The 25,468-nt window shown below is 66.4% G+C and carries 21 protein-coding genes and 1 pseudogene; 17 read left to right on the top strand and 5 right to left on the bottom strand.

Going from position 1 to position 25,468, the window contains the following annotated elements; translation table 11 throughout:
- Position 1: 1 nt before the first annotated feature.
- Positions 2-88 carry a potassium-transporting ATPase subunit F gene (locus K323_RS26175; RefSeq protein WP_033373121.1) on the bottom strand — a complete coding sequence of 29 codons (87 nt, stop codon included), beginning with the start codon at positions 86-88 and terminating at the stop codon, positions 2-4.
- Positions 89-410: 322 nt separating this feature from the next.
- Here K323_RS26175 and K323_RS28950 point away from each other — a divergent pair, with 322 nt between their 5' ends.
- The 4 genes from K323_RS28950 (at position 411) to K323_RS0113775 (ending at position 6,363) form a co-directional block, all read left to right on the top strand.
- Positions 411-2,885: a putative bifunctional diguanylate cyclase/phosphodiesterase gene (locus K323_RS28950; protein ID WP_022885869.1), complete on the top strand. Its 2,475-nt coding sequence runs from the start codon at positions 411-413 to the stop codon at positions 2,883-2,885.
- A gap of 30 nt (positions 2,886-2,915) precedes the next feature.
- On the top strand, positions 2,916-4,556 hold the full coding sequence (locus tag K323_RS26165) for a sensor histidine kinase (protein ID WP_084697319.1): 1,641 nt from the start codon (positions 2,916-2,918) through the stop codon (positions 4,554-4,556).
- Entirely contained in the window at positions 4,553-5,713 is a 1,161-nt protein-coding gene (locus K323_RS0113780) for a GGDEF domain-containing protein (RefSeq protein ID WP_022885867.1), read from the top strand. The genes K323_RS26165 and K323_RS0113780 overlap by 4 nt, the downstream gene beginning before the upstream one ends.
- Before the next feature lie 299 nt (positions 5,714-6,012).
- Entirely contained in the window at positions 6,013-6,363 is a 351-nt protein-coding gene (locus K323_RS0113775; RefSeq protein ID WP_022885866.1) for a hypothetical protein, read from the top strand.
- Positions 6,364-6,388: 25 nt separating this feature from the next.
- Here the strand turns inward: K323_RS0113775 and K323_RS0113770 are convergent, their stop codons facing one another.
- A complete protein-coding gene (locus tag K323_RS0113770) occupies positions 6,389-7,261 on the bottom strand; it encodes a response regulator transcription factor (RefSeq protein ID WP_022885865.1) in 873 nt (290 codons plus the stop codon).
- 56 nt (positions 7,262-7,317) lie between these two features.
- The gene (locus K323_RS26160) at positions 7,318-7,992 is read right to left on the bottom strand and encodes a MerR family transcriptional regulator (protein WP_022885864.1); all 675 of its coding nucleotides are present in this window, start codon (positions 7,990-7,992) and stop codon (positions 7,318-7,320) included.
- A gap of 188 nt (positions 7,993-8,180) precedes the next feature.
- On the opposite strand from K323_RS26160, the gene K323_RS0113760 reads away from it, so the two are divergent.
- The 13 genes and pseudogenes from K323_RS0113760 (at position 8,181) to K323_RS0113700 (ending at position 23,562) form a co-directional block, all read left to right on the top strand.
- The gene (locus K323_RS0113760; protein WP_022885863.1) at positions 8,181-8,600 is read left to right on the top strand and encodes a hypothetical protein; all 420 of its coding nucleotides are present in this window, start codon (positions 8,181-8,183) and stop codon (positions 8,598-8,600) included.
- Positions 8,601-8,628: 28 nt separating this feature from the next.
- Positions 8,629-9,081 carry a DUF1801 domain-containing protein gene (locus tag K323_RS0113755; RefSeq protein ID WP_022885862.1) on the top strand — a complete coding sequence of 151 codons (453 nt, stop codon included), beginning with the start codon at positions 8,629-8,631 and terminating at the stop codon, positions 9,079-9,081.
- A gap of 168 nt (positions 9,082-9,249) precedes the next feature.
- Positions 9,250-11,580 (top strand): glycosyltransferase family 2 protein, encoded by a 2,331-nt coding sequence (locus K323_RS26155; RefSeq protein WP_022885861.1) that lies wholly within the window; start codon positions 9,250-9,252, stop codon positions 11,578-11,580.
- Positions 11,577-13,190 (top strand): chitinase, encoded by a 1,614-nt coding sequence (locus K323_RS0113745; RefSeq protein ID WP_022885860.1) that lies wholly within the window; start codon positions 11,577-11,579, stop codon positions 13,188-13,190. The genes K323_RS26155 and K323_RS0113745 overlap by 4 nt, the downstream gene beginning before the upstream one ends.
- Positions 13,191-13,350: 160 nt before the next feature.
- The gene (locus tag K323_RS0113740; RefSeq protein WP_026851647.1) at positions 13,351-14,838 is read left to right on the top strand and encodes a malate:quinone oxidoreductase; all 1,488 of its coding nucleotides are present in this window, start codon (positions 13,351-13,353) and stop codon (positions 14,836-14,838) included.
- A gap of 391 nt (positions 14,839-15,229) precedes the next feature.
- Complete coding sequence (locus K323_RS26150; protein WP_051147365.1) at positions 15,230-16,924, top strand: ABC-F family ATP-binding cassette domain-containing protein; 1,695 nt, start codon at positions 15,230-15,232, stop codon at positions 16,922-16,924.
- A 169-nt stretch (positions 16,925-17,093) separates the two neighbouring features.
- Positions 17,094-18,308: pseudogene (locus K323_RS26145) on the top strand (ISAzo13 family transposase); the annotation flags it as partial.
- Between the two features lie 141 nt (positions 18,309-18,449).
- Positions 18,450-19,571, top strand: coding sequence for an Rv2578c family radical SAM protein (locus K323_RS0113725; protein ID WP_022885856.1), 1,122 nt, complete (start codon positions 18,450-18,452; stop codon positions 19,569-19,571).
- A 115-nt stretch (positions 19,572-19,686) separates the two neighbouring features.
- Positions 19,687-19,920, top strand: a complete 234-nt coding sequence (locus K323_RS0113720; protein ID WP_022885855.1) for a hypothetical protein — start codon at positions 19,687-19,689, stop codon at positions 19,918-19,920.
- A gap of 25 nt (positions 19,921-19,945) precedes the next feature.
- Positions 19,946-20,566 (top strand): thymidine kinase, encoded by a 621-nt coding sequence (locus K323_RS0113715; RefSeq protein WP_022885854.1) that lies wholly within the window; start codon positions 19,946-19,948, stop codon positions 20,564-20,566.
- A complete protein-coding gene (locus K323_RS0113710) occupies positions 20,563-21,237 on the top strand; it encodes a response regulator transcription factor (RefSeq protein ID WP_022885853.1) in 675 nt (224 codons plus the stop codon). The genes K323_RS0113715 and K323_RS0113710 overlap by 4 nt, the downstream gene beginning before the upstream one ends.
- Before the next feature lie 31 nt (positions 21,238-21,268).
- Positions 21,269-22,486 carry a sensor histidine kinase gene (locus tag K323_RS28945; protein WP_022885852.1) on the top strand — a complete coding sequence of 406 codons (1,218 nt, stop codon included), beginning with the start codon at positions 21,269-21,271 and terminating at the stop codon, positions 22,484-22,486.
- On the top strand, positions 22,474-23,562 hold the full coding sequence (locus K323_RS0113700; RefSeq protein WP_022885851.1) for a hypothetical protein: 1,089 nt from the start codon (positions 22,474-22,476) through the stop codon (positions 23,560-23,562). Before K323_RS28945 ends, K323_RS0113700 begins: the two co-directional genes overlap by 13 nt.
- Positions 23,563-23,594: 32 nt before the next feature.
- Here K323_RS0113700 and K323_RS26135 read toward each other — a convergent pair whose 3' ends face one another.
- A complete protein-coding gene (locus K323_RS26135) occupies positions 23,595-24,920 on the bottom strand; it encodes a Dyp-type peroxidase (protein WP_022885850.1) in 1,326 nt (441 codons plus the stop codon).
- The gene (locus K323_RS28940) at positions 24,920-25,456 is read right to left on the bottom strand and encodes a COG4315 family predicted lipoprotein (protein ID WP_022885849.1); all 537 of its coding nucleotides are present in this window, start codon (positions 25,454-25,456) and stop codon (positions 24,920-24,922) included. Before K323_RS28940 ends, K323_RS26135 begins: the two co-directional genes overlap by 1 nt.
- Positions 25,457-25,468: the final 12 nt, after the last annotated feature.

Genomic DNA, 25,468 nt, shown 5'->3' with positions numbered 1-25,468 from the left:
CTCAGAAACGCTCCGGTTTCACGAGGGCGTACACGAGGTACACGATGGCGGCGATACCCAGGCCAGCGGCAAGGAGGGAGAAGAACATCACAGCCTCTCGACCCCCCTGGCAACGAGGCCGACCACCACGAACACGGCAATGATGCCGAGCACGTAAACAATGTCAAGCAAAACGGGCTCCTTCGGGAAACGTCTCACGCGATGCCCGGAGGGGCACACGGCCACCCGGTCTCGGGCGCAACATCTGATTAGATACCCGTGTTCTCGGCAGAATCACGGCCCTAACGGAATCCATACGGCGAATCGCCGAAACCTCACAACACCCATACATCGCTGTCGCTGCCTGACTGCCGCCACGTCACCCGCACGCGGCACAGACCGCCGCGGCAGGGCTGTACTAGTGTGACGCTGTGGGCGCATTGTGGGGAACGTCGCGCGCGCGACTCGTGGTGTTCGCCATCTGTGTCGTCGTCGTGGTCACATTCGTCGCGCGCGCTGTCTTCACCCTCGTTTCCGGCCCACCGTCCTCCTGGTCGGTGGCCCTGGTCGCGACGGTCTGTGCCGCGGTGCTGGCGACCTGCCTCTTTCCCATTGGGCGCTTCGCGCACCGCTCCCCGCTGGTCAGCCTGCCGGTGCTGGTTTTTGCGGTCGCCACCCCGGCGCTAGCCTCGGATGTCGTGATCGGCGCCATCGCGCTCGGCGTGCTGATCGTCGACTTCGGCGCCACGCGGCGCCCACGCGTCGCCGCCTACTCGTCGGCACTCGCGGCATCCGCCACGGCCATCGCAGCCCTGGCAGAGGTGCCACTCGTTGCCGTCGGCCTCACCCGTACCGGCGCCGTGGCGATCGCCATCGTCGTCTACCTGGTTGTGGTCGTTGCCGTTGAACTGGCACGGATGCGCTGGGTCACGCCGGCGCCCGGACTCGGTCTGGTGCGCGACCTGTCTCCGCTCAGGCTGCTCGGCGCCGCAGCGGTGGGGGCGGCAGCCGGCTTCGTCCTGGCAGGCTGGGTCGAACGCGGTCTTCCACTGCTTGCCGGGAGCGACCACTCTCTCAGCGTTGTCGCTGTGCTTCTGGTGCTCGCCCTGTGCGCCGGTGGCGTGGGGCTGACGATGGCGAATGCCGGCAGGCGCCGCCGCCTGGTCGGACTGATCGGCGGAACGGCCGCTCTCAGCGAGAGCGACTTGCGGGCGATCCCGGCCCAAATGCAGCTGGCCGGCCAGACACAGCCGGCCGGCACCACCGCCCCTGCACCCGCTGGCACTCTGGCTGACGCACTTCGCCAGGCGGTACAGACATCAGTCGGCGCCCTGTCGGTCACCCTGCAGGACCTGCCACCCACGGCCGGCCAGGCCGGCGCTCCGGTCGCTGTCGTCAGCGACGTCGCCAGCCCTATCGTCAGCGCCGACGTGGGCCCTGCTTCGCCCTGCTTCGCCCGGCCCGGTTATCTCGTTGCACACCGCGACGCGATGGACCTGGCCTTCACCGGCGAAGACCACCAGTCCATCGCCGCACTGGCCCACGCTGCCGACGTCGTCGCCGGCGTCAGGGCCGACCTCGGCGGGCTGGCCCTCCGTGCCAACACCGACCCGCTGACGGCCCTGCCGAACTACGGCGCATTCAACGAAGCGCTGGCCAATGTCAACAACAACCGCAGCTACGGGGAATCCATCGCCGTACTGTTTCTCGACCTCGATGAATTCAAACGGATCAACGACCGACACGGTCATCACATCGGCGACGAGATCCTGCGGGAGCTCGGCCGTCGGCTGCAAAGCTCCGTTCGCCCGGATGACCTGGTCGCCCGCGTCGGTGGCGACGAATTCGTCGTTGTGCTCACCGGACTCGGCGGCCTGGCCGAAGCAAAGCTCGTGGCGGAGTCGCTCATGTCCTCCTGCAGCATGCCGATCGTGCTGGACGGCGTCACGCTGGTTCCGGTGCTGAGCATCGGTCTGTCCTACTCCGCGCATCGCGAAGCCGACGTCACCGCACTGGTGAGGGAAGCCGACCGCAGCATGCTCGCCATCAAGAAGAACAATCGCAGGGGCAGTCCGGCTCGCGAGAGCTCCATCAACGTCTCCGAACACCGGTCGACCCGGCTGAACGACTCCGTGGCGCGTGCCATCGACGACGACCGCATCGAACTGGCCTTCCAGCCGATCGTGAGCCTGGTCTCCGGCCGCATCTGGGCGTTCGAAGCGCTTTTGCGCTACACCGACCCCGAGTTCGGCGTGATCGCGCCGTCATCCTTCGTCGAGAAGGCGAAGCGACTGGGTCGCCTTGACGCGCTCAGCAGATTGGTCGCCACCAAGGCGATGACGGCCGCAGCAGAGTTCCGCCTGCTCGAACCGAGCATCGCCTGCATGACCGTCAACCTCGAAGCAGGCCAGCTTCTCCCAGAACGGATGGGCGACTTCGTCGCCGACCTCTCCAGAAGTTACCCGAGCATCACTCTCTGCCTCGAGCTGAACGAGAGGTCAGTTGCGCGGGTCTCGGCGGCTGTGCGTGCGCAGGCGGACGTGCTTCGAGACGCAGGCCTGATGATCGCGCTCGACGACTATGGATCGCTCGACTCGTCGGTCGATGCGCTGGTGCGCTTGCCGATGGACATCCTCAAGATCGATCGCAGCCTGGTCGACGACCTGGAGGACATCCGTCAGCGTGAAGTGCTGACCGCGCTGCAGGGGTTCGGCGACAATCTCGAGTATTCGATGATCGTCGAAGGGGTCGAGAACGCCGGAATGGCCGGTCACCTGCGTGCACTCGGCATCCGCAGCGCCCAGGGCTTCTTCTACGGGGTGCCGGAGACCTTCGAGAACACCCTCGCACGGCTTGAGGAGAACGGCAGCGACGCCATCATTCGGGTGCAGTCGAAACGGGCGTGAACGCCGCCCGCCGATTGCTACGCTCAACCCATGGGGGATACGGGAATGACGCTGCGAAGCCGCGGCGCAGGCGCACGGGTGGAGCGCTCCGTCTTTCTGACCCAGCTGCTGGTGGCCGGCGCCCTTCTGCTCCTCGTCGGCGTTTCGGTGGTGGTCGACCCGGCAGCGATCAGCGCCCCGCTGTACTTCTACGGAGTGGTCATCGTGTTCGGCGTCACCGGTCTGGCCGCTGCCGTGCCGTGGCGCCTCGTTCCCAAGGGCTGGATCGCACTCCTGCCGGTGCTCGACATCGTCGCCATCGTTTTGATCCGCGAGGCCCAGCCGCTTCTCGGTGCCACGTTCCTGCTGGTCTTCCCTGTTATCTGGATGGCCACTCATTTTGGCTTCAGGGGAGCGGTGGGCAGCGTGCTGATCACGGCCGTGTTGCTCTGGGGCGGTGCCGCCCTGCGCAATTCGATCGTGCCGACTGAGGAGATTCCGCGGCTCGCCATCATGCCGATCGTGCTCGCTTTTGTGGCCACCGCGACGTACATCACCACTCGGCGGGCCAGGGCTCAGAGCGTTCTCCTGACCCAGCAGGCCGGCCTGTTCGAGGTGGCCCTCCAACGTTCCCGGCGGCAGGAGAGACTGCAGGTCGAGATCTTCGACGCCATCGACTTCGGCGTTGTCAGCACCGAAGGCAGCGGCGCGGTCGTGCTGCAGAACCGCGCTCAGAAAGAGATGATGCACCGTTTCGGCGTTCAGGAGGGGACCCTCCTGCCTGCCGTCGTGCACCGCGAAGACCGCGAAACGCCGTACGCGGACTCGGAGCGACCCTTCACCAGGGCGCTCGCGGGTGAGACCGTCGACCGCGTCACCGTCTGGGTTGGGGAACCCGGTTCGACCCAGGCCGCCCTGCTGGTCTCCGCCCGGCCGCTGCAGGACGACGCCGGCCGTTTCGATGGGGCAGTGCTCGTCTCCAGGGACGTGACGGCAGAACTGCGCGCCATCCAGGCCAGGGACGACCTCGTCGCATCCGTTTCGCACGAGTTGCGCACCCCACTCACCTCGGTGCTCGGCTACCTGGAACTGGCCCTCGACGACGAACGCGTCGAAGACGGCACGAGACGGATGCTGACGGTCGCCTCCAAAAACGCCGACAGGTTGCTGGCATTGGTGGCCGATCTGCTCACGGCCGCCGGCGACTCGCAGCACGCGCTCCTGCTGGCCTTCGCCCCATGCAGTCTGGCTGACGTCGTCGCCGAGTCCGTCGAATCGGCCAGGCCGCTCGCGGCGGAGCGCGACATCGTCATCGAGGTCGATGAGCTCGTGGCAGTGGAGACGGAGGCCGACGCGTTCCGCCTGCGCCAGGTCGTCGACAACCTGTTGTCGAATGCGATCAAGTACAACGTGCGTTCCGGCCGCATCAGGGTGGCGGTGCGGGCGAGCGCAGACGAAGTGCAGCTGCGCGTCACCGACACCGGTCAGGGAATGAGCGACGACGAGCAGAGGAACCTGTTCGACCGCTTCTATCGCGCTGATTCCGTGCGTGGGTCGAGCGTGCACGGCACCGGCCTCGGCCTCAGCATTAGCAGGGACATCATGCGCCAGCACGGCGGCGACCTGCGGCTCGAATCGGCCAGCGGCGTGGGGACCACGGCAATCGCCACACTACCGAGAGGCAACGAATGACGCTGGACACACTGACCCTCATGTTCGTCACCAGCCTGGTGGCCGTGCTGTGCGGGCTGCTGTTCATTCTGAACACGTCGTTCAATCGAAACGACCCGCCAGGTCGCGTCTGGAGCCTCGCGTTCATCGCCGGCATCATCGCCGCGGTCGGCTACGGAACCAATGCGGGCGTCACAGACGCGTGGTGGGGCATCACCGTCGGCAATGTGGCCATGATCCTGGTCGTGGGGTCGCTCTGGTCGGGTGCCCGGCTCTACAACGGGCGCCGTTCGGGGTTCGAGCTGGTGCTGATCATTGCCGGCGTCGTGCTCGTCGTCTCGCTGGTGCAGGTTCCGATCGGCGAGTGGGCCGGCGCCGTCTCCGTGTGGGTCGGAATCACTATCGTCGGCACGCTCGGCGGTCTCGAAGCCCTCCGCGCCCGCCTGCGCCGCAACCTCAGCGGCCGCATGCTCGCCCTGGTACTCTGGGGAGTCGCACTCTATATGGCCGTGCGAGCCGTCGTCTTCCTGGCCGGGGGGCCGGAGACACACGTGTTCGAGACGTACTTCGGCACCGGCACCACGTCGGTTGTGAACATGGCGTTCGTCGTCATCGCGACCGTGTCGGTCTCCGTTCTGCGGGCTGAGCGCACCGGCGGCAATGCCGTCGGCGACCTTGCCGTCGGAATCAACTCGGCGGCCGGCGTGCTCTCAGCCGCCGCGTTCCGCCAGGCTGCCGCCGACCACGTCGATCGCGCAGCGCGCTCCGGACTCCGGCTCGCGCTGGTCGGTGCTGACATCGACCGGCTTCCCGAACTGAACACCGCCTTCGGGCGCGAGTCCGGTGACGCTGCGATCGCGGGATTCGCCGCCACGCTGCGACGAGCCGTGCCCCCGATGGCCGTGATCGGACACCCAGGTTCTGGGCGCTTCCTGATTCTGGCGCCAGCGGCATCCGTTGCCGACGGCCGTGCGATCGCCGAGCGCATCCAGACCGCCCTGGTCGACGAACCGTTGCCGGCCGGCCAGCAGATTCGCCTGACCGCGAGCTTCGGCACCGCCGACACTGACGATAACGGGCATGACCTGGTGCTGTTGACGGATGCCGTCGGCTCGGCCATCGAGGCCGTCAAGGTCAGCGGTGGCAACGACATCGCCACCCGGGAATTGCCCGCCTGACGTGCCGATTCAGCGCGGGACCGGGTAGCTGCGCAATTCCTGAGCGACACTTGAGGATCTCCTGCGCCGTGGCGGCTGGAAACCTGAGCTTGGGGGAGCACAGTGAACGTCATGTCCCCGGTACGAAGTCACCCCGCGTCCCCTCGACGCGGCGAGACCGACCTGGCACTGAAGATGGTCGAAGCAGAGTGCGCTCCCGCTACCCGAATCGGGGGCGCCTCTGCCGGCTGTCGCATACACCGCACTCAGGCACACCGCACTCACACCCGCCCAGCTCACACACGCCCAGGCCGCGCGGTGTGAACGACGTCGTCCAACCCGGCGCCCTTCGTCTGCTGCTGACGCAGCTCGGCGGAGACCGGGGCGCACAACGTCGATTCGTCGCGGACTTTGTCGACCTCTGGGATACCCGATCCCGGAGGCTGGCACAGGTGCTCGCCGCGCCGGATGCAGGCGGAGCCCACATCGCGCTGCTCAGTATCCGATCGAGCTGCGGCATTCTGGGCGCGGTTCGGCTGGAGGCGGCAGCGACGGTGATGCTCGCCCTGCTCGCCGATGGCGACGTGAACGGATGCCGCGAGCGGCTTCCGCAGCTGATCATCGTCGGTGAGCGCACCTGCGCCTGGCTGAACAGCTTCCTGGAGTCTTAACGGCGGCGCGGTCAGCGGTGGGAGCTCAGCGCTCGCTTGGCGCGGCCAGCCGGTAGCCGACACCGCGCACGGTCTCCAGCCAGCGCGGCGACGTGATGCTGTCACCGAGCTTGCGACGCAGGTTTCCCATGTGCACCTCGACGGCGCGCTTGTCTGCGTCGCTCACATAGTGGTCGGTGACATAGCTCTCACCGCGCAACAGCAGGGCCAGGTCGCTCTTGCTGCGCACGCGGCGTCTCGACGCCACAAGGGCTGCGAGCAGGTCGAACTCGGTGCGGGTGAGCTCAAGCTCGTGTTCGGCTCCGTCTCTGCCGAGCAGCGCCAGTCGCATGTCGGGGTTCACACGCAGGCCGTTGTGCTCCAGCCAGTCACCATCTGGGCGGGCGCCGGTGCCGGCAATCGCGCCGCTGGCAGCGGCGTCGTTAGCGGTGATGGCCTGGTCTGTTGTCGCTGTGCCGGCCGTCGTAGCGGCGGAGGCAGACCCGGAGGCCGGCGAACCGGCATCCGTCGCCGTCTGACGCGGACGACGCAGCATCGCCTCGATGCGCGCCCGCAGTTCACGCGGGCGGAACGGCTTGGTGATGTAATCGTCGGCGCCGGCCTCGAGCCCCTGCAGGGTGTCGATCTCCTCGTTGCGGGCGGTGAGCATCACGATGTAGGCCGAGCTGAACGCGCGAATGCGCTTGGCCGTCTCGAATCCGTCCATACCCGGCATGCTGACGTCGAGGGTCACGACCAGGGGCGAGCGGGTGCGCACCGCCTCGACGCCGTCGGCGCCGTTGGCCGTCGCGATCGCCTCGAATCCGGCCTGCGTCAGCACGGTTTCCAGCAGATGACGGATGTCGGCGTCATCTTCGATGATCACCGCGATGCGGCGGTCGTCCCCCTGAGTTTCCATCTGATCAGTATCCTACGCGGGCCTGGGCGGCCGATCGCGAACTGGCCGATCGCGAACTATTGCCGTGAGTCGATCGCGGCCTGGTCGACGCCGAGCCGGCGGGCGGCGAGGTCCTGGTGCGCCAGCCTCCGCAGTGCGAGGATCACCGGGTCGTAGAGTGCGGTGCCGAGCACCGCATATTCGACGGATGCCGCCGGCTCGGCCTCGGTGACCGACGCGAGGTCGATCTCGGCCATCGCCTTCAGATGCACTCCGTAGGCTGCGAGACGCTCCGAAGAGGCCGGCATCCCCACCGACTCGGCAGCAGCGAGGGCCTGGTCGAGTTGCGCAACCGCGGCGTAGCGCGGGTCGTAGAGCTGGCCGAGCTCGGCGAGTGCGGCCCTGGCACGGGGGTAGTCGCGCGGCGCGCCAGCATCATCTGCCGCAGCACCGTCAGCGGCGATCTCGGCATCGGCATACGGCGGCAACGCTGCCACGGCGCGGCCGAGCATCTCAAAGAGCGACCCATCGGGGTGATCGATGATCGCGAGAACCTCCCCGGCCCTTTGCACCGGCAGTCCGGCCGCACCGGTGAGCGCCTTGATCAACCGAAGACGGTCGAGATGCGCCTGGCCGTAGTCGGCACGCGTAGCGCTGACCGCATCGCCCTGCTGGAGGAGTCCCTCGCGCAGATAGAACTTGATGGTGGCAATGCCGACGCCAGATTCGGTTGCCAAGTGCGAAATCTGCATTCTCTTCACCTCAATCTCGGTTGTGTCTTAAATCTCGGTTGTGTCTTAAATCTCGGTTGTGTCTTGCATTAGATAGTACAGGTATCTAGTATTAGATACTGCAACTATCTAATCCTGCAACTATCTAGTACCGTGCGAATCGAAGAAGAACGGATGCCGCGGCATCCGTCACCCTGAAAGGAACCGCCATGCTCTCTGCCGCGACCCTCACCCTTGCTGGAATCCTCCTGCTGGCACTCGTCACCGTCGAGTCTGGCGGGTACTTTCTCACCAAAGTGGTGGGGGGCAAGGTGACCGCCAACACGCTTCAGAAGAACTTCTACCGCGCCGGCCACGCACATGCCGCGGTTCTTCTGGTGCTGAGCCTCGTGATCCTGGCGCTGATCGACCAGGCGCCGCTGGCCGGCGGCTGGGAGTGGCTCGCGCGCACCGGTGTTCCGATCGCCGCAATACTGATGCCGGCCGGGTTCTTCCTCTCGGTGCTCGGCCGCGACCCGCAGAAGCCCGGCCGGGCGATCTGGCTGCTCTGGATCGGCGTCGTCTCGCTGACCGCGGGGCTGGTCACGGCTGGTGTCGGGCTGGTCATGGCGGGCATCGCTGCTGCCTGATGCGCGGCCCGTTGATTACCATGGACCCATGACCACGCAGCCGATACCCGCCGACGTTGAGAGCTACTTCGGCGGCCTCACACCGGAGAAGCGCGCCGTCGTCCGTCCGGTCTTCGACGCGCTCTGCGAATCCGTGCCGGAGGGATACGAACTCGTCATGGGCTGGGGAATGCCCGGCTGGGTGATTCCGCTCGAGACGTACCCGAACACCTACAACAAGCAGCCGCTGGCCTACGTCGGCCTTGCCGCGCAGAAGAACTACAACTCGCTGTACCTGACCGGGCTCTACAGCGATCCAGAAGCGGATGCCGCCTTCCGTGCAGAGTGGGCGGCCACCGGGCGCACGCTCAATATGGGCAAGAGCTGCCTGCGGTTCAAGAAACTCGACGACGTCGACCTCGACATCGTGCGCCGCACGGTTGCGTCAGTTCCGGTGGAGCGCTTCCTCGAGATCTACGAGCGCGTCCGGCCCCGCTCCTAGCGCCGCTTTCGCCACGCGTCATCGCATACAGGCGATCGACCGCGGCGGCAATCTTGAGCAAATCCTTGGGTGCGCCTGTGCCTACTAAGGTCGAACGTTGCGGAGAGCACGCGAACCTGTGTATGGGACGACGAGTCCCGATCATGCGTACCGATCTGAGGATGCCCGATGCCTTCGAAGCCCGTAACTTCGCCTGCCAGGAAGCGCCAATGGGGTGCTGAACGAACCACTCAGCCGCTCCCCACCGTCCACGAGCGGCCCAGCGACTCCAAGATCACCTGGGGGCGGCTCGCTATCGTCGCCACCATCGCCTCGTGGCTCGGCTACCTGATCTACACGATCATGCGACAGTTCCTGAACAACGGAACCGAGAGCTTCCGGTTCACCACTGAGGCCATCTCGTACGTGATCGTTGTGACCTTCCTCACCTTCTCCGCGCTCATGTACCTGGTGGCCAGGCAAGGAGCGCTGCAGCGCTTCCGCGACCATGTGCGGGTGCCACGTGCCGAACTCGACAGTCACTTCGCGAAACACACGGGTTCGATGACGGTGCTGGTGCCGTCGTACAGCGAGGAGCCTGCTGTCGTGCGGGCCACGTTGTGGTCGGCGGCGTTGCAGGAATATCCCGACCTTCGGGTGGTGCTGCTCCTGGACGACCCGCCGCATCCCACCGACCCGGCCGTCGCCGCGCGTCTCGCCCAGTCCCGCGGCATCGCCCAGGGAATCGCCGACGCACTCGCGGAGCCCCGCACCCGGTTCAGGGACGAATTGACGCTCTGCGAGCTCGAACTGGCAGAGAAGCCTGACGTGAGCCAGGAGGCCGTGCTCGAACTCGCGGCGAACTATCGCTGGGCAGCGCGCTGGCTGCTCACGATGGCTGCCGCCGAGAACGTGACCGACCACGTCGACACGTTCTTCTGCGAGCAGGTTCTCGGCGGTCTCGCCGCGGAACTGACCGTCACGGCTGTCGCCCTGGATGCTGCGGCCAACGACAATGCTTCACCGTCACCGCAGCGGATGCTGGAGCTGCACCGCCGCCTCGTCTGGACCTTCTCGGCAGAGCTCGATACCTTCGAACGCAAGCAGTTCGCCTCACTGTCGCATGACGCCAACAAGGCGATGAACCTCAACGCCTACATCGGCCTCATGGGTCGCCGTTTCCGCCGTGAGGAAGGACCGGACGGAACGATCCTGCGCCCGGTCGCCGAAGCCGAGTACGCCGATTTCGTCGTGCCGGACTCCGAATACCTGCTCACCCTCGACGCGGACTCGCTGCTGCTGCGCGACTACTGCCTGCGGCTGGTCTACTTCCTGGAACAGCCCGCCAACGCTCGTGTCGCTGTCACCCAGACGCCGTACTCGTCGTTTCGTGGGGCGCCGACCCGCATCGAGCGGCTGGCCGGTGCGACCACCGACATTCAGCACATCCTGCACCAGGGCATGTCCTACTACGGGGCGACGTTCTGGGTGGGCGCGAACGCGGTCATTCGCAAGCGTGCCCTCGAAGACATCGTCGAAGTGGAGACCGTCGGCGGTTTCGAGGTGCGTCGCTACGTTCAGGACCGTACGGTCATCGAAGACACCGAGTCGAGCATCGACCTCGGTACCCATGACTGGACGCTGGTCAATTACCCCGAACGGCTGAGCTACAGCGCCACTCCGCCCGATTTCGGCTCGCTGATCGTGCAGCGCCGCAGATGGGCCAATGGCGGCCTGCTGATCCTTCCGAAGCTGTGGCGGCAGGTTCGCGCACGGGGGCGCGCCGGGCATCCGGTCAGCCTCATCGAACTGTGTCTTCGAGTGAACTACATGACCTCGATCGCGTGGGCCAGCTTCGGACTGATCTTCCTCCTGGTCTACCCGTATGACAGCCGGCTGCTGAGTCCGGTCGTGCTGCTGGCTGCTCTCCCATACTTCCTGGCCATGGGCAGCGACCTGCGCTACTGTGGCTACCGGTTCAGCGACATCTTCCGTATCTACGGGTTCAACCTGGTCTTGCTTCCGGTGAATCTGGCGGGTGTTCTGAAGTCGCTCGAGCAGGCGATCACCAGTAAGAAGATCCCTTTCGTGCGCACCCCGAAGGTGAAGAATCGCACTGCGGCTCCGTTGCTCTATGTCGTGGCTCCGTACCTCATCGTCGCGTTCTCCGCGCTCACGTTGTGGCGCGACATCCTGGCGCAGAACTGGGGCAACGCCGCGTTCGCCGGGTTCAACGCGCTTCTGGCAACCACGGCGATCCTCGCGAACATCGGCGTCTGGAACTCACTGGTCGACGTCTGGCTCGGACTGACCAAGTGGCTCTACGTTGAGAAGCTGCCGCGTACGGCAACGGCAACGGCCACGGCGGCGGTTGTCGCGCCGGAACCGTCGATGGACTGGCGGGCCGTGATCTACCACGGCTATGGCGACGACGGGCTGCCTGACGGACTGGAACTGCTCACCGCGGCGCGACTCGAGGAAGACGCATTCGCTCACCAGGCGCAGGGGAAGGCAGCATGAGCTCCGTGGATCCGATCCCTGTCTCGCCCTCGCCGTCGCCCCCGGCGCAGCCCGTGGCACGCCGCCGGTTGTCGAAGCTTCGCATTGTGTTGTCGGCGATGCTGGTCGTCGTGCTCGCCAGCGGCGGGTACGTCGGCTGGCAGTGGTGGAACTCAGCGCAGGCGACGGAGTCGTTCGACCCCTGGTTCGCCGGGTACGCCGACGTCACAGCAACCCCAGCCTTCAATTTCGAGACGCCGAAAGGCGACGCGACCCGCGACGTCGTGCTGTCATTCATCGTCGCCGACAAGGATGACGCGTGCACGCCGACGTGGGGCGCCGCGTATTCGCTGGATGAGGCATCCGAGGTTCTCGACCTCGACCGGCGGCTGGCACGGCTGCAGCAGCTGGGCGGCCAGGCGATCGTGTCGTTCGGCGGTCTGCTGAACGACGAACTGGCGACCGGCTGTGAGGATGAGTCGAAGCTCGTCGACGCATATGCGGCGGTGCTCGATCGGTACGATGTGACGACCATTGATCTCGATATCGAGGCGGGCAACCTCACGGATGTCGCGGCGGGAAAACGGCGGGCGGATGCCATCAGCCGGTTGCAGTCGGAGCGCCGTGCGGCTGGCGACGACCTCGCCGTGTGGCTGACCTTGCCCGTTGCACCGTCTGGGCTGACCGAAGACGGCACAACCGCCGTCAGCCAGATGCTCGTCGCCGGGGTGGACCTGGCCGGTGTCAACGTGATGACAATGGACTACGGGAGCAGCAAGAAAGCCACGATGAGCATGGCGGAGGCGTCGATCCAGGCGTTGACGTCGACGAAGCGGCAACTCGGCACACTGTATTCACGGGCCGGCACCGACCTGTCGGAGGCGACCCTGTGGTCGAAGCTCGGGGCGACGCCGATGATCGGCCAGAACGACGTTCCGGCCGAGGTGTTCAGCCTGGCGGACGCCGAGAAGCTCAACGCGTTCGCGCAGGAGAAGCGGATCGGCCGCATGTCGATGTGGTCGTTGAACCGCGACGTGACCTGTGGATCCAATTACGCGGACGTGAAGCGGGTATCGGATGCCTGCAGCGGCATCGAGCAGGGTGACGCGACATTCGCGGTGACCCTGGCGACGGGCTTCACCGGCCGACCGGAGATCTCTGCTACGGCGGTGACGACCGACGAGGCCGACCGCATCGAGACACCCGTCGACGACCCCGAGACCAGCCCGTACATGATCTGGTCAGAGGAAGCGTCGTTCCTCGAGGGGACGAAGGTGGTCTGGCACCAGAACGTGTACCAGGCGAAGTGGTGGACCCGCGGAGATCTGCCCGACAACCCGGTTCTCAACGAGTGGGAGACGCCCTGGACGCTGATCGGGCCGGTGTTGCCGGGGGAGAAGCCGTTCGAGCAGCCGACGCTGCCGGTCGGCACCTACCCCGACTGGAGCGGGACCACGCAATTCAACAAGGGTGACCGCGTGCTCTTCGAGGGGGTGCCGTACGAGTCGAAGTGGTGGAACCAGGGTGAGAGCCCCGACGCGGCCTCGTCTGGCCCAGACGCCTCGCCGTGGGTGCCACTCACCGAGGCTGAGGTCAAAACGGTTCGGGCGTCCCTGCCGGCAGCCGGCTGATGGCCGGGAATCGCCGTTCGCGCCGGGAGTCGCCGCTCTAGCTGCGATTCTGGGTGGATACAGCGATTCCGGGCGCGTGGGCCGGGCCGCGAGGCGGCCAGCGAGCACAGGCGGGCCGTAAAACCGCGCCCGGCAGGAGGCATCCGTTTGCCGCGATAGACTGAAAAGCGTGAATTCAGAGGCCCCCATCGACGTCGTACTCATTGGGGGCGGCATCATGAGTGCCACCCTCGGCACCCTGATCAAGCACCTGCAGCCCGACTGGAACATCCAGATCTTCGAACGCCTCGGCGAGGTTGCGCAGGAGAGCTCGAACCCCTGGAACAACGCGGGCACCGGCCACGCCGCCCTCTGCGAACTGAACTACATGCCGGAGGCGCCAGACGGAACCGTCACCGCCGACAAGGCCGTCGCGATCAACGAGCAGTTCCAGATCAGCCGCCAGCTGTGGTCGCACCTCGTCGCCACCGGCGCACTGCCAGAGCCCGAGAAGTTCATCAACTCCACGCCGCACATGACGTTTGTGCGCGGCAAGGCCAACGTCGAATACCTGCGCAAGCGCTACGAGGCGCTCAAAGACCAGCCGCTGTTCCAGGGCATGGAGTTCAGCGATGATCCGGCGAAGATCGGCGAGTGGACCCCGCTGCTCACCAAGAAGCGAAGCCCGCGCCAGAAGATCGCCGCCACCCGCATCGTTTCAGGCACCGATGTCGACTTCGGTGCGCTCACCCGCTTCCTGTTCGACAACCTGGTCGAGCAGGGTGCCGAACTGCACCTCAACCAGCACGTGACAAACCTGAAGCAGCAGACGGATGGCACGTGGCGCGTCAAACTGCTGCGCACGGTCGGGCAGACCCGCCGTGAAGTTCACGCCCGATTCGTCTTCGTCGGTGCGGGCGGCGGCGCACTTGCCCTGCTGCAGAACAGCGGGATTCCCGAGATCGAGGGGTTCGGCGGGTTCCCGATCAGCGGTCAGTTCCTGAAGACCAGCAACCCCAAGATCGTCGCGCAGCACCAGGCGAAGGTGTACGGCAAGGCATCCGTCGGCGCCCCGCCGATGTCGGTTCCGCACCTCGACACCCGCGTTGTCGACGGCGAGGCCTCGCTCCTGTTCGGGCCGTACGCCGGATTCTCGCCGAAGTTCTTGAAGTCGAGCACCTGGTTCGACCTGCCGTTCTCGGTGCGGGCGCACAACCTCGGCCCGATGCTCGCCGTCGCCTGGCACAATTTCGACCTGATGAAGTACCTCGTCGGCGAACTCGTCGCCACTCGCGGCGCCAAGCTCAAGGCGCTGCAGCAGTTCATGCCGACCGCGAAGCTCGACGATTGGGAGATCATCACCGCCGGCCAGCGCGTGCAGGTGATGAAGAAGGATGCTGACAAGGGCGGCGTGCTCCAGTTCGGCACCGAGGTCATCACCGCGGCCGATGGCACGATTGCCGGGCTGCTCGGTGCGTCCCCTGGCGCGTCGACCGCCGTTCCGATCATGGTCAACCTGCTGAAAACCTGCTTCCCAGACGAGTATGCCGCCTGGGAGCCGAAGCTCCGCGAGATGATCCCCTCGCTCGGCACGAAGCTCTCCGATGACCGGGACACCGCCGCCGCGTCACTGGCCGCGACCGCCTCTGCTCTGCACCTGCCGGCCTGAGCCGCGCCGCGGCATCCGTCACCCGCGTCGCACCCTCGGGAGTCTCGCCGAGCCGCGAGTTAAGCACCTTCCCGAGCGTCGGGAACGTGCTCAAGTCACGGTTCGGCGAGCCGGCCGGCGGCGTGTTTGACGAACGGATGTCGCAGCCGGTAGTGTCTACGACGCTATGAAGTTGTAATCACCCTTCCGTCCCGCGTCCGAGGCCCAGCCCGGCGGGAATTGCCGCTCTCCCGACAGGCGCACGCTCGTGCAGCGGAGAGCATCACCTCGAAGGGTGGCTGTTTTGACGCAACCAAACACGCAACCAGTTACCAATTTCGCGCCCCGCGCCGCCGGCACCGCAGACCACCTCCGGGTTGACGGCGTCTCGCAGACGTACGGCGACCGGCGCGTGCTGACCGACGTCAACCTCACGGTCTCGGCGGGGCAGCGCATCGGGCTGATCGGCGAGAACGGCGTCGGAAAGTCGACGCTGCTGCGCATCCTCGCCGGGGAAGAGCAGCCGGATGCCGGCACCATCGTGCGTCCGGCGCGCATCGGCATGCTCTGGCAGGAGGTGCGCTTCGAACCGGAAGACACCCTCGAGCAGCTCGTCGAAGACGCGCTCTCTGAGGTACGCGCGATCGAGTCAGAGCTCGACGAGGCCGCGCAGGGGCTGGCGACGGATGCCGTTGGCCCGGTTGGCTCCGTTGGCCCGGCCGGCTCCGCTAGCCCGACGCAAGACCCAGCGACCCGGTACGACGCAGCGCTCGCCGCTGCCGAACGCGCTGATGTGTGGAGCGTCGGCGCGCGCCGAGATGAGGTTCTCGCCGGGCTCGGCGTTGACGACATACCGCTCGGCCGGCGCCTCGGCGAGGTGTCGGGCGGGCAGCGCAGCCGCTTCGCGCTTGCGGCGTTGCTCCTGCAGCGCCCAGAAGCGCTGCTGCTCGACGAGCCGACCAACCATCTCGACGATGCGGCCGCCGCATTCCTCGAGAGGCAACTGCTCGCCTGGCGTGGGCCGGTTGTCTTCGCGAGCCACGACCGGGCGTTCCTCGACGCCGTGGCGACCGGGCTGGTCGACCTCGATCCGGCCAGAGCCTTGTTGGCCGGTGCGGGGATGGCCGGCGCAGTGATGACCGGCGCGGGGGCGCAGCTCACGACCTTCGGTGGCAACTACAGCGATTACCTCGGCCACAAGTCGGCCGAGCGTGCCCGCTGGGAAGCGCAGTTCGCCGATGAGCAAGACGAGCTGAAGCGACTGGCGTACGCCGTGGTCGGTACCGCCCCGAACATCAACCACGCTCGCGCCATGACCGACAACAACAAGATGTCGTACGGACGCCGCGGTGATCGCGTGCAAGACCAAATCTCCCGCCGGGTACGCAACGCTCGCGGGCGCTACGAGGAGCTGCAGCAGAATCAGGTGCGAAAGCCCCCGGCGCCGCTGACGTTCGCCGGCATCCCGTCCGGTTTCGCACCCACATCGGCGACGGATGCCGGCGGCCAGGGCCTGCTGCTTCAGCTGAGCGACGCGCGGGTGCGCGGTCGCCTCGATCTCCACAAACTGAGCATCGAACCCCGGTCGCGACTGCTGGTCACGGGGCACAATGGAGCGGGGAAGTCGACTCTGCTCAGCGTTCTGGCCGGTCAGCTGGCGCTCGACAGCGGCATCCTGAACCGTCGTAGTGCGCTGCGGATCGGTCTGCTCGAGCAGGACGTGCGCTTCGCCGACCCGTCGCATTCTCCGCGGCGCATATACCTCGAGGCGCTGGGGGAGAAGCGGGCAGAGCGCACGCCGTTGGTCAGCCTCGGGCTGATCGCGCCGCGCGATCTCGATCGCCCGGCGGGGGCATTGTCTGTGGGGCAGCAGCGTCGGCTTGCGCTGGCATTGATCATCGCGAAGCCTCCCCACGTGTTCCTGCTCGATGAGCCGACGAACCATCTGTCGCTCTCGCTGGCGACCGAGCTCGAAGACGCCCTCGGTACCTACCCGGGTGCGGTGATCGTCGCCAGCCACGACCGCTGGTTGTGCCGTAACTGGACGGGCGATCGCCTCGAGCTCGGTCGTGGCCGCCCGCCTGTCCCCGTGCGCCCCGCCACCTGAGCACCCTGAGCACCCTGACCACCCTGACCACCCTGACCACCCTGACCACCCTGACCACCCTGACCACCTCGGCCACCGCGACCACCGCGGGAACCCTCGCCGAGCCGTGAGCTAAGGACGCACCGCAAAATAATGCCGTCTGATCGTGGTGTGTGGTTGATAATGGTGTATGGCTGTTTCAGGGGATGTCGTCAGGGAGATGGCTGCGGAGTTCGAGGCGTTGCTTCCGCATCTGGATGAGCGTTCGGCGCGATTGGTGCTCGCGGCGAGGGCGCGGTCGCTGGGTCATGGTGGAATCATCGCGGTGGCGCGGGCGTCGGGGGCATCCCGGTCCCGGGTGCAGGAGGGCGTTGGGCAGCTGGAGTCGGGGGAAGCACCGTTGGACCGGGTGCGCCGGCCCGGCGGGGGCCGCAAGAAGCTCACCGAAACCGACTCGGGTCTGGTTCCCGCGCTGCTGGCCCTGGTGGAACCGACACGTCGTGGGGATCCGGAGTCGGCTCTGTCATGGACGACACTGTCGACGGAGAAGCTCGCCGCCGAGCTGACCGCGACCGGTCACCCGGTCAGTGCGGATACCGTGGCCCGGCTGCTGAAAGAGCAGGGGTTCAGCCTGCAAGCGAACGCGAAGATGGTGGAGGGCAACCAGCACCCGGACCGGGACGGACAGTTCTCCTACCTCAACGAGCAGGCCGCTGATCACCTCGGCACCGCCGATCCGGTGATCAGCGTAGACGCGAAGAAGAAGGAACTGGTCGGCAACTACCGAAACAACGGGACGCAGTGGCGACCCTTGGGGGATCCGGAACCGGTGAAGGTGCATGACTTCATCGACCCCGAACTGGGCAAGGCGAACCCGTACGGGGTGTACGACATCGCCGGCAACACCGGGTGGGTCAGCGTGGGCACCGATCACGACACGGCCACGTTCGCGGTCAACACGATCCGCTCCTGGTGGAACAGCACCGGCCGCCACGCCTACCCGGGCGCGACCCGGCTGCTGATCACCGCCGATGGCGGCGGCTCCAACGGGTACCGCACCCGGCTATGGAAGACCGAACTGGCCGCCCTGGCCGAGGAGACCGGGCTGGCCATCACCGTCTGCCACCTCCCGCCAGGCACGTCGAAGTGGAACAAGATCGAACACCGCCTGTTCTCCCACATCTCGATGAACTGGCGAGGCCGGCCGCTGACCAGTCACGACGTCATCGTGAACACCATCGCCGGGACGACAACCAGAACCGGCCTGAGCGTCCATGCTGAACTTGACGAGAACGAATACCCCCTCGGCGTCAAGATCCCTGACCAGCAGATGAGAGCTCTCGAGACCGGCCGGATTCTGGCCCGCCACGACTGGCACCCCGAATGGAACTACACCCTCAACCCACCCCAAGAATGAGCGTGTTGATAATCAGAGAGCCCTAAGCACCTTCCCGACGCCCGGGAAGGTGCTCAAGTCACGGCTCGACGTACGAGAGTGAGTGCAAAGCACTTGCGTCAGAATAGAAGTTGTGTTCGAATAACGAGTATGCGGTGGAGCGGGCAGGAATTGCAGACGGAGCAGGCGGGAACGCTGCCCGGACTGGCGCGCCTGAACAACCTGGTGCGAAGCGTCACCACTCCGGAGTTCGCCGGGATCACGTTTCACGAGGTGCTCGCGAAGTCGGCGCTGAACCACGTGCCCGGCCAGAGCCAGATGCCCTTCGGCTGGACCATCAACCCCTACAGAGGATGCAGTCATGCGTGCTCATACTGCTTTGCTCGGCCCACCCACAAGTACCTCGACCTCGACTCGGGCAAAGACTTCGACAATGAGATCATCGTGAAGGTCAACGTGTCCGAGATCCTGCAGAAAGAACTCGCCAAGCCCGGCTGGGGGCGGCATCCGGTCGCCCTCGGCACCAACACCGATCCGTACCAGCGCGCAGAAGGGCGCTACCGAGTGATGCCAGGCATCATCGCTGCGCTGGCGAACGCAGACACCCCATTCAGCATCCTCACCAAGGGCACGCTGCTGCGCCGCGACCTCGATCTCATCGCCGAAGCCGCCGAACGCGTGCCCGTCGACCTCGCGATGTCGATCGCCATCTACGACGACGACCTCCAGCAAGCCGTCGAACCCGGCACCCCGTCGACGAAGGCCCGACTGGCCACGGTAAGCGCTGTGCGCGACAAAGGGCTCGATTGCTCAATATTCATGATGCCGATCCTGCCATTTCTGACCGACACGACCGCCCACCTCGATGAGGCACTGCGGCAGGCGAAGGCGGCCGGGGCGACATCCGTTCTCTACACGGCCCTGCACCTGAAACCCGGCGTGAAGGACTGGTACTACCAGTGGCTGGCCCGCGACCACCCGGAATTGATGCCGCGCTATCGGGCCATGTACACCACCACCTACGCGCCCAAGGACTATCGCAAATGGCTCGCCGCCCGCATCAAACCCCTGATTCGAAAGCACGGACTCGAGCGCGCACCCGAAGACCCGGCGACCGGCGGAGTGCGCTCCGCCGCCCTCGCCCAAAGCCAGCCTGCCCAAAACCAGTCTGCGCAGAAGCACCTCGGCCTGCTGCGCACCGACGACGGAGAGCGGCCGCGTTCACTCATCGAAGAGGAGCTCCCGCCCGAGTTGGCGCCCACGCTCTTCTGACGCAGCTCTTCTGACGCAGCTCATCTGGCGCCCCTCTTCTGACGCCGCCTTCGCCGTGTTCGGTAGTATTCGAAGGGAGCGCTCCGATTGCGAGCGCTGAAAGAGGGGCACATCCATGACGAACCTGCACGCTGCACTCGCCGCAACCGGCGTCAACTTCCCGGTGGAGCTGGTCATCGCTATCGCCGCAGTGCTGGTTCTCGGTGGGGCCGCCGCAGCGTTCTTCGCCGGACGACGCCGCCGATCTGCCGTCGATTCCGCAGCGGCTGCTCCTGGTAGCGACGAGAGCACGCCGCCGAACACGCCAGGCACGCCGCCGAACACTCCAGGCGCCCCGCCGAGCATCTAAACCGGCCCCGGACGGACACGCGAAGATGGCGAAACTGTACTTTCGATACGGCGCGATGAACAGCGGCAAGAGCACGTCGATGCTCCAGGCCGCATATAACTATGAAGAGCGCGGACACCGCGTGTTGCTGACAAAGCCGTCGGTAGACACCAAGGGCGACATGGGCATTCTCTCCCGCCTGGGCGTGACCCGCGAGGTCGATTTTCTGTTGACTCCTGAAACGGATGCCTACGCCGCGTTCCAGGAACACCGCAAGGAAACCCTGGCTCACTCCGGGCTCGATGTCAGCGCACTGCTCCTCGATGAAGCGCAGTTTCTCACCGAGGTGCAGGTCGACGACCTGCTGCGCATCGCGATCCTGGAGAATGTGCCGGTTCTGGCATACGGCATCCGTACCGACTTCCAGACCGTCGCCTTCCCCGGGAGTCGCCGCCTACTCGAGGTGGCGCACAGTCTCGAAGAGTTGAAGACCATCTGCCGCTGCGGACGCAAAGCCGTGTTCAACGCCCGCAAGATCGGCGGCGTGTTCGTGTTCGACGGTGCCCAGGTCGCGATCGACGGTGTCGAAGTGTCGTACGAGTCGCTGTGCGGCGCCTGCTATCTCGAAGAGAGTTCCGGCGTCTTGAACAACAGGCGGCGATCATGAACGAGAAGACGAACGACATCACTGTCTGCCGCGTTGCCCTCATCGACGACCACGAGATCGTTGCGCGCGGGTTTGCCGACCTGTTCAGTTCGATCCCCGAGATCGAGGTTGTGGCGACCGTGGCATCTGTCGACGAGCTTGTCGACTCGCAGACAGCGGCCGCAGGACTCGACCTCGTCATTCTCGACTTGCGCCTGTCAGACGGCTCAACGGTCACCAGCAACGTGGGCCGGCTGCGCGATACCGGCGCCGGCGTGCTGGCGTTCACCGGCGGCGACGACGCGCAGCTGATGCGCGAGGCCGCGCGCGCCGGGGTGCTCGGGGTGGTGCGCAAATCGGAGCCGACGGCCGTGCTACTCGAAGCGATCACCAGGGCTGCCGCGGGGGAGGCGGTCGCATCCACGGAGTGGGCCGCTGCCCTCGACGGTGACCCAGACCTCGCGGACGCCGGCCTCAGCCCGCGCGAACGTGAAGTGCTCTCCTTATACGCCGCGGGTGCGAAGGCGCCGCTGGTCGCAGAGCGAACCGGACTTTCCGAGCTGACGGTGATCGACTACATCCGTCGCGTGCGCACCAAGTATGAACGGGTCGGTCGCCCCGCGAGCACCAAGGTCGACCTCTACAAACGTGCGTTGGAAGACGGCATCCTCCCCATCCCCGGTCGTTCCTGACGGCTGTTGCCGACGGTCGTTACGAATACCGATGAGCAGGCTGTCCGCGTCTGATTTCTCGCCTACCGCCTCCCGCGGCTCGGCCGATCAGCTTGGCCGTGTCATCTACGTCGCCGTCGGAGTCTCGGCCATCGTCTTCGGTGCGTTGTGCTTCGACAACTTCCTGCAGCAGGCAGACAACGGATACTTCGGGCTGGCTTTGCTGGGCTTCCTCACCGTCTTCGGACTACCGGCGTCACTCGCTGCACTCGCCCCGGTGGCTCCGCTCCGCACTCTCCGCTTCATCACTGTCGTCGAAGCAGTTGTATTCGTCGCTGTGCTGCTGTCGTGGCTGTTGCTCCTCCCTCACCCGCTGCCGGCCGGCGCCGACATCCCGTGGGTGACCACGTTCACGGCGGTTCCGTGCGTAGCGCTGGCGATCGGATTCCCTGGGTGGGTGGCCTGGACATACTCGATCGCGGTCTGCGGGTTGGGCGGCGTGGTTCGTGCAGTCTCGTCGTCTGGCGAGACAGCCGGCTTGATCGGCGTCGAAGACGCGCTGATTACCTTGTTGCTGGTGGCGGTTTTTGTCGGACTCACCATCGCAATCAGGCGAAACGCCGGTGAGGTCGACGCGGCGATCCACGCGGCTCGCACCGAGGCCACGCTCGGTGCCGAGAGACTGGCGCGCAATGAGGCGCGGCTCTCGGTCGACGCCATGGTGCATGACAGCGTGCTGTCGACCCTGCTGATGGCAGGGCGGGCACAGATCGCCCCCGCAGCAGTTTCGGAGAGCGCCGCAGCTACCCTTGACAGCCTCGATGCACTTCGGATGCAGAAGCCCGAACCCCAGCTGCGCGGTTCAGACGTCGCCCGTCGACTGCAGCAACTGGCGAACGAGCTCGCCCCGGCTGTGGTCTTCCGTGCCGAGGTCGAGTCAGAGAGCCCCCTCCCAGGGGCGGCCGCTGCGGCGCTCCTCGGGGCAGCGGGCGAGGCGCTCCGCAACTCGATCGCCGATGCGGGAGGCGGGCCCGCCGGGCCCGCCGAGCGTCGGGTCGAGCGCCGGGTCACCTTCGAGGCCGACCACGAGCTGGTGCGAATCGTCATCGCCGATGACGGTGTGGGGTTCGACCCGACGAATGTTCCGACTGAACGACTCGGAATCGCGCACAGCATCCTGGGGCGCATGCGTCGTGTTCCCGGTGGTGGGGTGCTCGTGCGGTCGAGCCCCGGCGCCGGCACGGAAGTGGTGCTGACATGGCATCGCTGAGCCGTACCCAGTCCCGCCGCACCCAGTCCCGCCGCGGTGCGCAGCAACTCGCACTTCCGCTCTCCGGACTACTCGGCATCTCTACTCCGGTCGCGAGGATCATTCTTCTCTTCTTCATCGGTGTGCACGTGTTCGTGGCCTTCGCAGACAAGGAGGGGCCGGCCTCCTTCCCCATGGAGGGCATCGGTGTCGTCTCCGTGGCCGCCGCCGCGATCTGGGTGACGAAGGAGGGTGCCGATCCCCTGCCCCGCCTGCGCACGGCAGGCATCCTGGCCTTGTGTGCGGTGACGACCGGCATGCTGGTGATGCAGATCTCACCGATCGACACGCCGCCGTATGGGCACTGGCATCTCGGTGCCATCACCCTGGTGCTGGTCATGCTCGTGGCACGCGGTCGGCCGTGGTGGGCGTGGTTCGCCTACGCTGGGCTGTTTCTCGCGACGGTCGGCTGGGCGCTGGCCGTCGGGCTTACAGCGCTCGATGGTGTGGCGCTCGTCATCAGGCATGCCGGAACACTGCTGGCCGGCACCCTGTTCCTGATCGGGTTGCGACGCACGACGCGCGCGCTGGCAGACGTCAATCGAACGCGCACACGGCAGGCCGCGATCGAGGCGACCGAACTCGCGGCGCTCGCGGAACGCGAAGCGGAGCTGGCCAGGGTGAATGCGCTGGCGCGTCCGACGCTGGTGCGGCTCGCGCAGGAGCATGCCCTCGATGCCGAGGAGCGGGCGGAGTGCCTGCTGGTCGAGGCAACCCTGAGAGACGCGATCCGTGGTCGCGGTCTCTTCATCGACCCGGTGATCGGTGCGGCGCGGGCCGCCCGTGCCCGCGGGGTCGAGGTGATGTTGCTCGACGACAGCGGTGATCTGCCGTTGGACCCGGTGACCGACGCGTCCCGCGCGGAGCCGCCGGCGATCGCTCGTGCGATTGCCGAGCAGTTGCAGTCGGTCGAGTACGGCCGGTTCACGGCCCGGTTGCTCCCGCGCGATCGCGCGGAGCGCGCCACGATCGTCATCGGACCGGCAGACCAGCGGATGCTGGTGGTCGCAGCAGACGGCACCGTGCGACCGGTCTGACGGGCCGGGCGCCAGGAAGTGGGTATGGCCAGTCAGGCGAGGAGCGTCGATCCGAGCCAGTCAGAGTGAGACGAGGTGCCAGGAAGTATCGCGAACACGGCGCTGCCCGTGGTCACGGTGAAGGCACTCAGGGCGTCGTGCGCCGACAGGCGTTGCTGCACGGGGATGAAGCTGGTGGTCGGGTCCTTTTGGTACGCGAGGAAGAGCAGGCCCTGGTCGACGGTGCCGTCGGGGAGGACCGCCCCTCGGTGCGAGTAGCCGCGCCGCATCATGCTTTCGCCCGTGGATTGTGGCTTCGACAGTCGCACGTGGCTGTCTACCGGGATGGTGGGACTGCCGTCTGGATTGCGCGCCTCGAGATCGACGAAATCAGACTCCAACTTTCCTCCCAGCGGTGCACCCGTGGCTTTGGTTCTGCCGATCACGTGTTCCTGACGAGTTGTGCTCTCGTGCTCCCAGGTGTTCAGCAGCATCCGGATGCGTCGCACCACGAGGTAGGACCCTCCGGTCATCCATGCCGGTTCGGCCTCGTCGACCCAGATGGGGCCGGATGTTGCGAGTTGACTGGTCGTGACGTTGTTGGTGCCGTCGAGTTGCCCCATGAGGTTTCGGCCGGTGCGCCCATCACGGCGGGCACCGGTGCTGCCGAAACCCTGTTCCTGCCAGCGGAGCGTGAGCGTGTCACTGGCAAGGCGGGTGAGCACGCGTTCGGCGTGCGCGAGGATGAGCGGGTCATCCGCGCACAATTGCACGACGATGTCACCATCACTGCGTGCCGGATCGATCTGGTCTCCAGCGAATGCCGGCATGTCGGCCAGGGCGGCCGGACGCCCGGCCCCGAGACGCTGCACGAGGCTTGCTCCGACACCAATGGTGACGGTGAGATTCGCGGGGCGGCTCCCGGTGCTGATGCCGGGGTCGCCTTTAGCCGAACCGCCCGATGTCATGGCGCGGGCCGCGACGGTCCAGGCCTTCATGGTTGCGGCAAGGTCGGAACGGCTCGCGTTCTGGTTGGCGTCGTAGCTGGTGAGCACGATGTTCGACTGGGCAGGGGTGGCGATGCCGGCCTGATGGAGTCCGTCGAACTCGACGATGCCGGACCCGGCGATATCGGTCTCCGCCGTGTTGCCTGCCCCAAGGTCGCCAGAGCCGGCGCGGGAACCCGCGCTCGACGGATCAGACGTCGCACCGGTCACTTGTGACGCGACCGCGAATCCGGCCACGCCGAGCGCGGCAGTCGCCGTGAACAGTCCGAACATGCCGCGCCGACTGATGCCGCCAGAGGCCTTCTCGGGTTCGGCCTGGGCATCCGCTGGGCTGTCGCGGGCCGGGCCCTCGTTGTGATCTGTGCTGGACATCAGGGGGCTTCCACTCGCTCTCCGGCCGGGGTGAGTGCCCACCACACGCCACCGTTTTGGTCTTTCCCTGTTCCGGTGGCCTCGCCAACCTCATCAGAGACGTAGCGGTACAGCGGCCAGCCTTCGAAGGTCAGCACCTCTGCGCCGACTTGATCCGCGACAGTGGCGACCAATGCGGGATCGACGTCTCCGCCGACTTCGGGCTCTGCGTCGTCCATCGCCACAAGCGGCGGCCATTTGTCGGCACACCCGCCCGTGCAGGTGACGTCGGCTGCTTCATCCGGTTCGAAGAGGTACAACGTGCGACCCTGGCCGTCGACCAGGACCTCACCGAGTCCGTCGATCGTTGCGACGTCTACTCGCGCCGGGCCGGCGTCGACGACGGGGGTGTCACGGTTCGTGAAGACGAGCGCTGCCGTGATGCCGACGGCAAGCGCCGCTACGGCGGCCCCGCCCCAGATGAGGGAGTTTCGGCGCTTCCGACCTGAGGTCGAAGGCTGGGTGGATGTGGGCTTGGGGTGAGTAATGGTGTCCATGCGATAGAGCCT

The organism is Glaciibacter superstes DSM 21135 (genome assembly GCF_000421145.1).
GTDB classification, from domain to species: Bacteria; Actinomycetota; Actinomycetes; order Actinomycetales; family Microbacteriaceae; genus Cryobacterium; species Cryobacterium superstes.
This window is presented reverse-complemented; position numbering and strand designations above follow the sequence as displayed.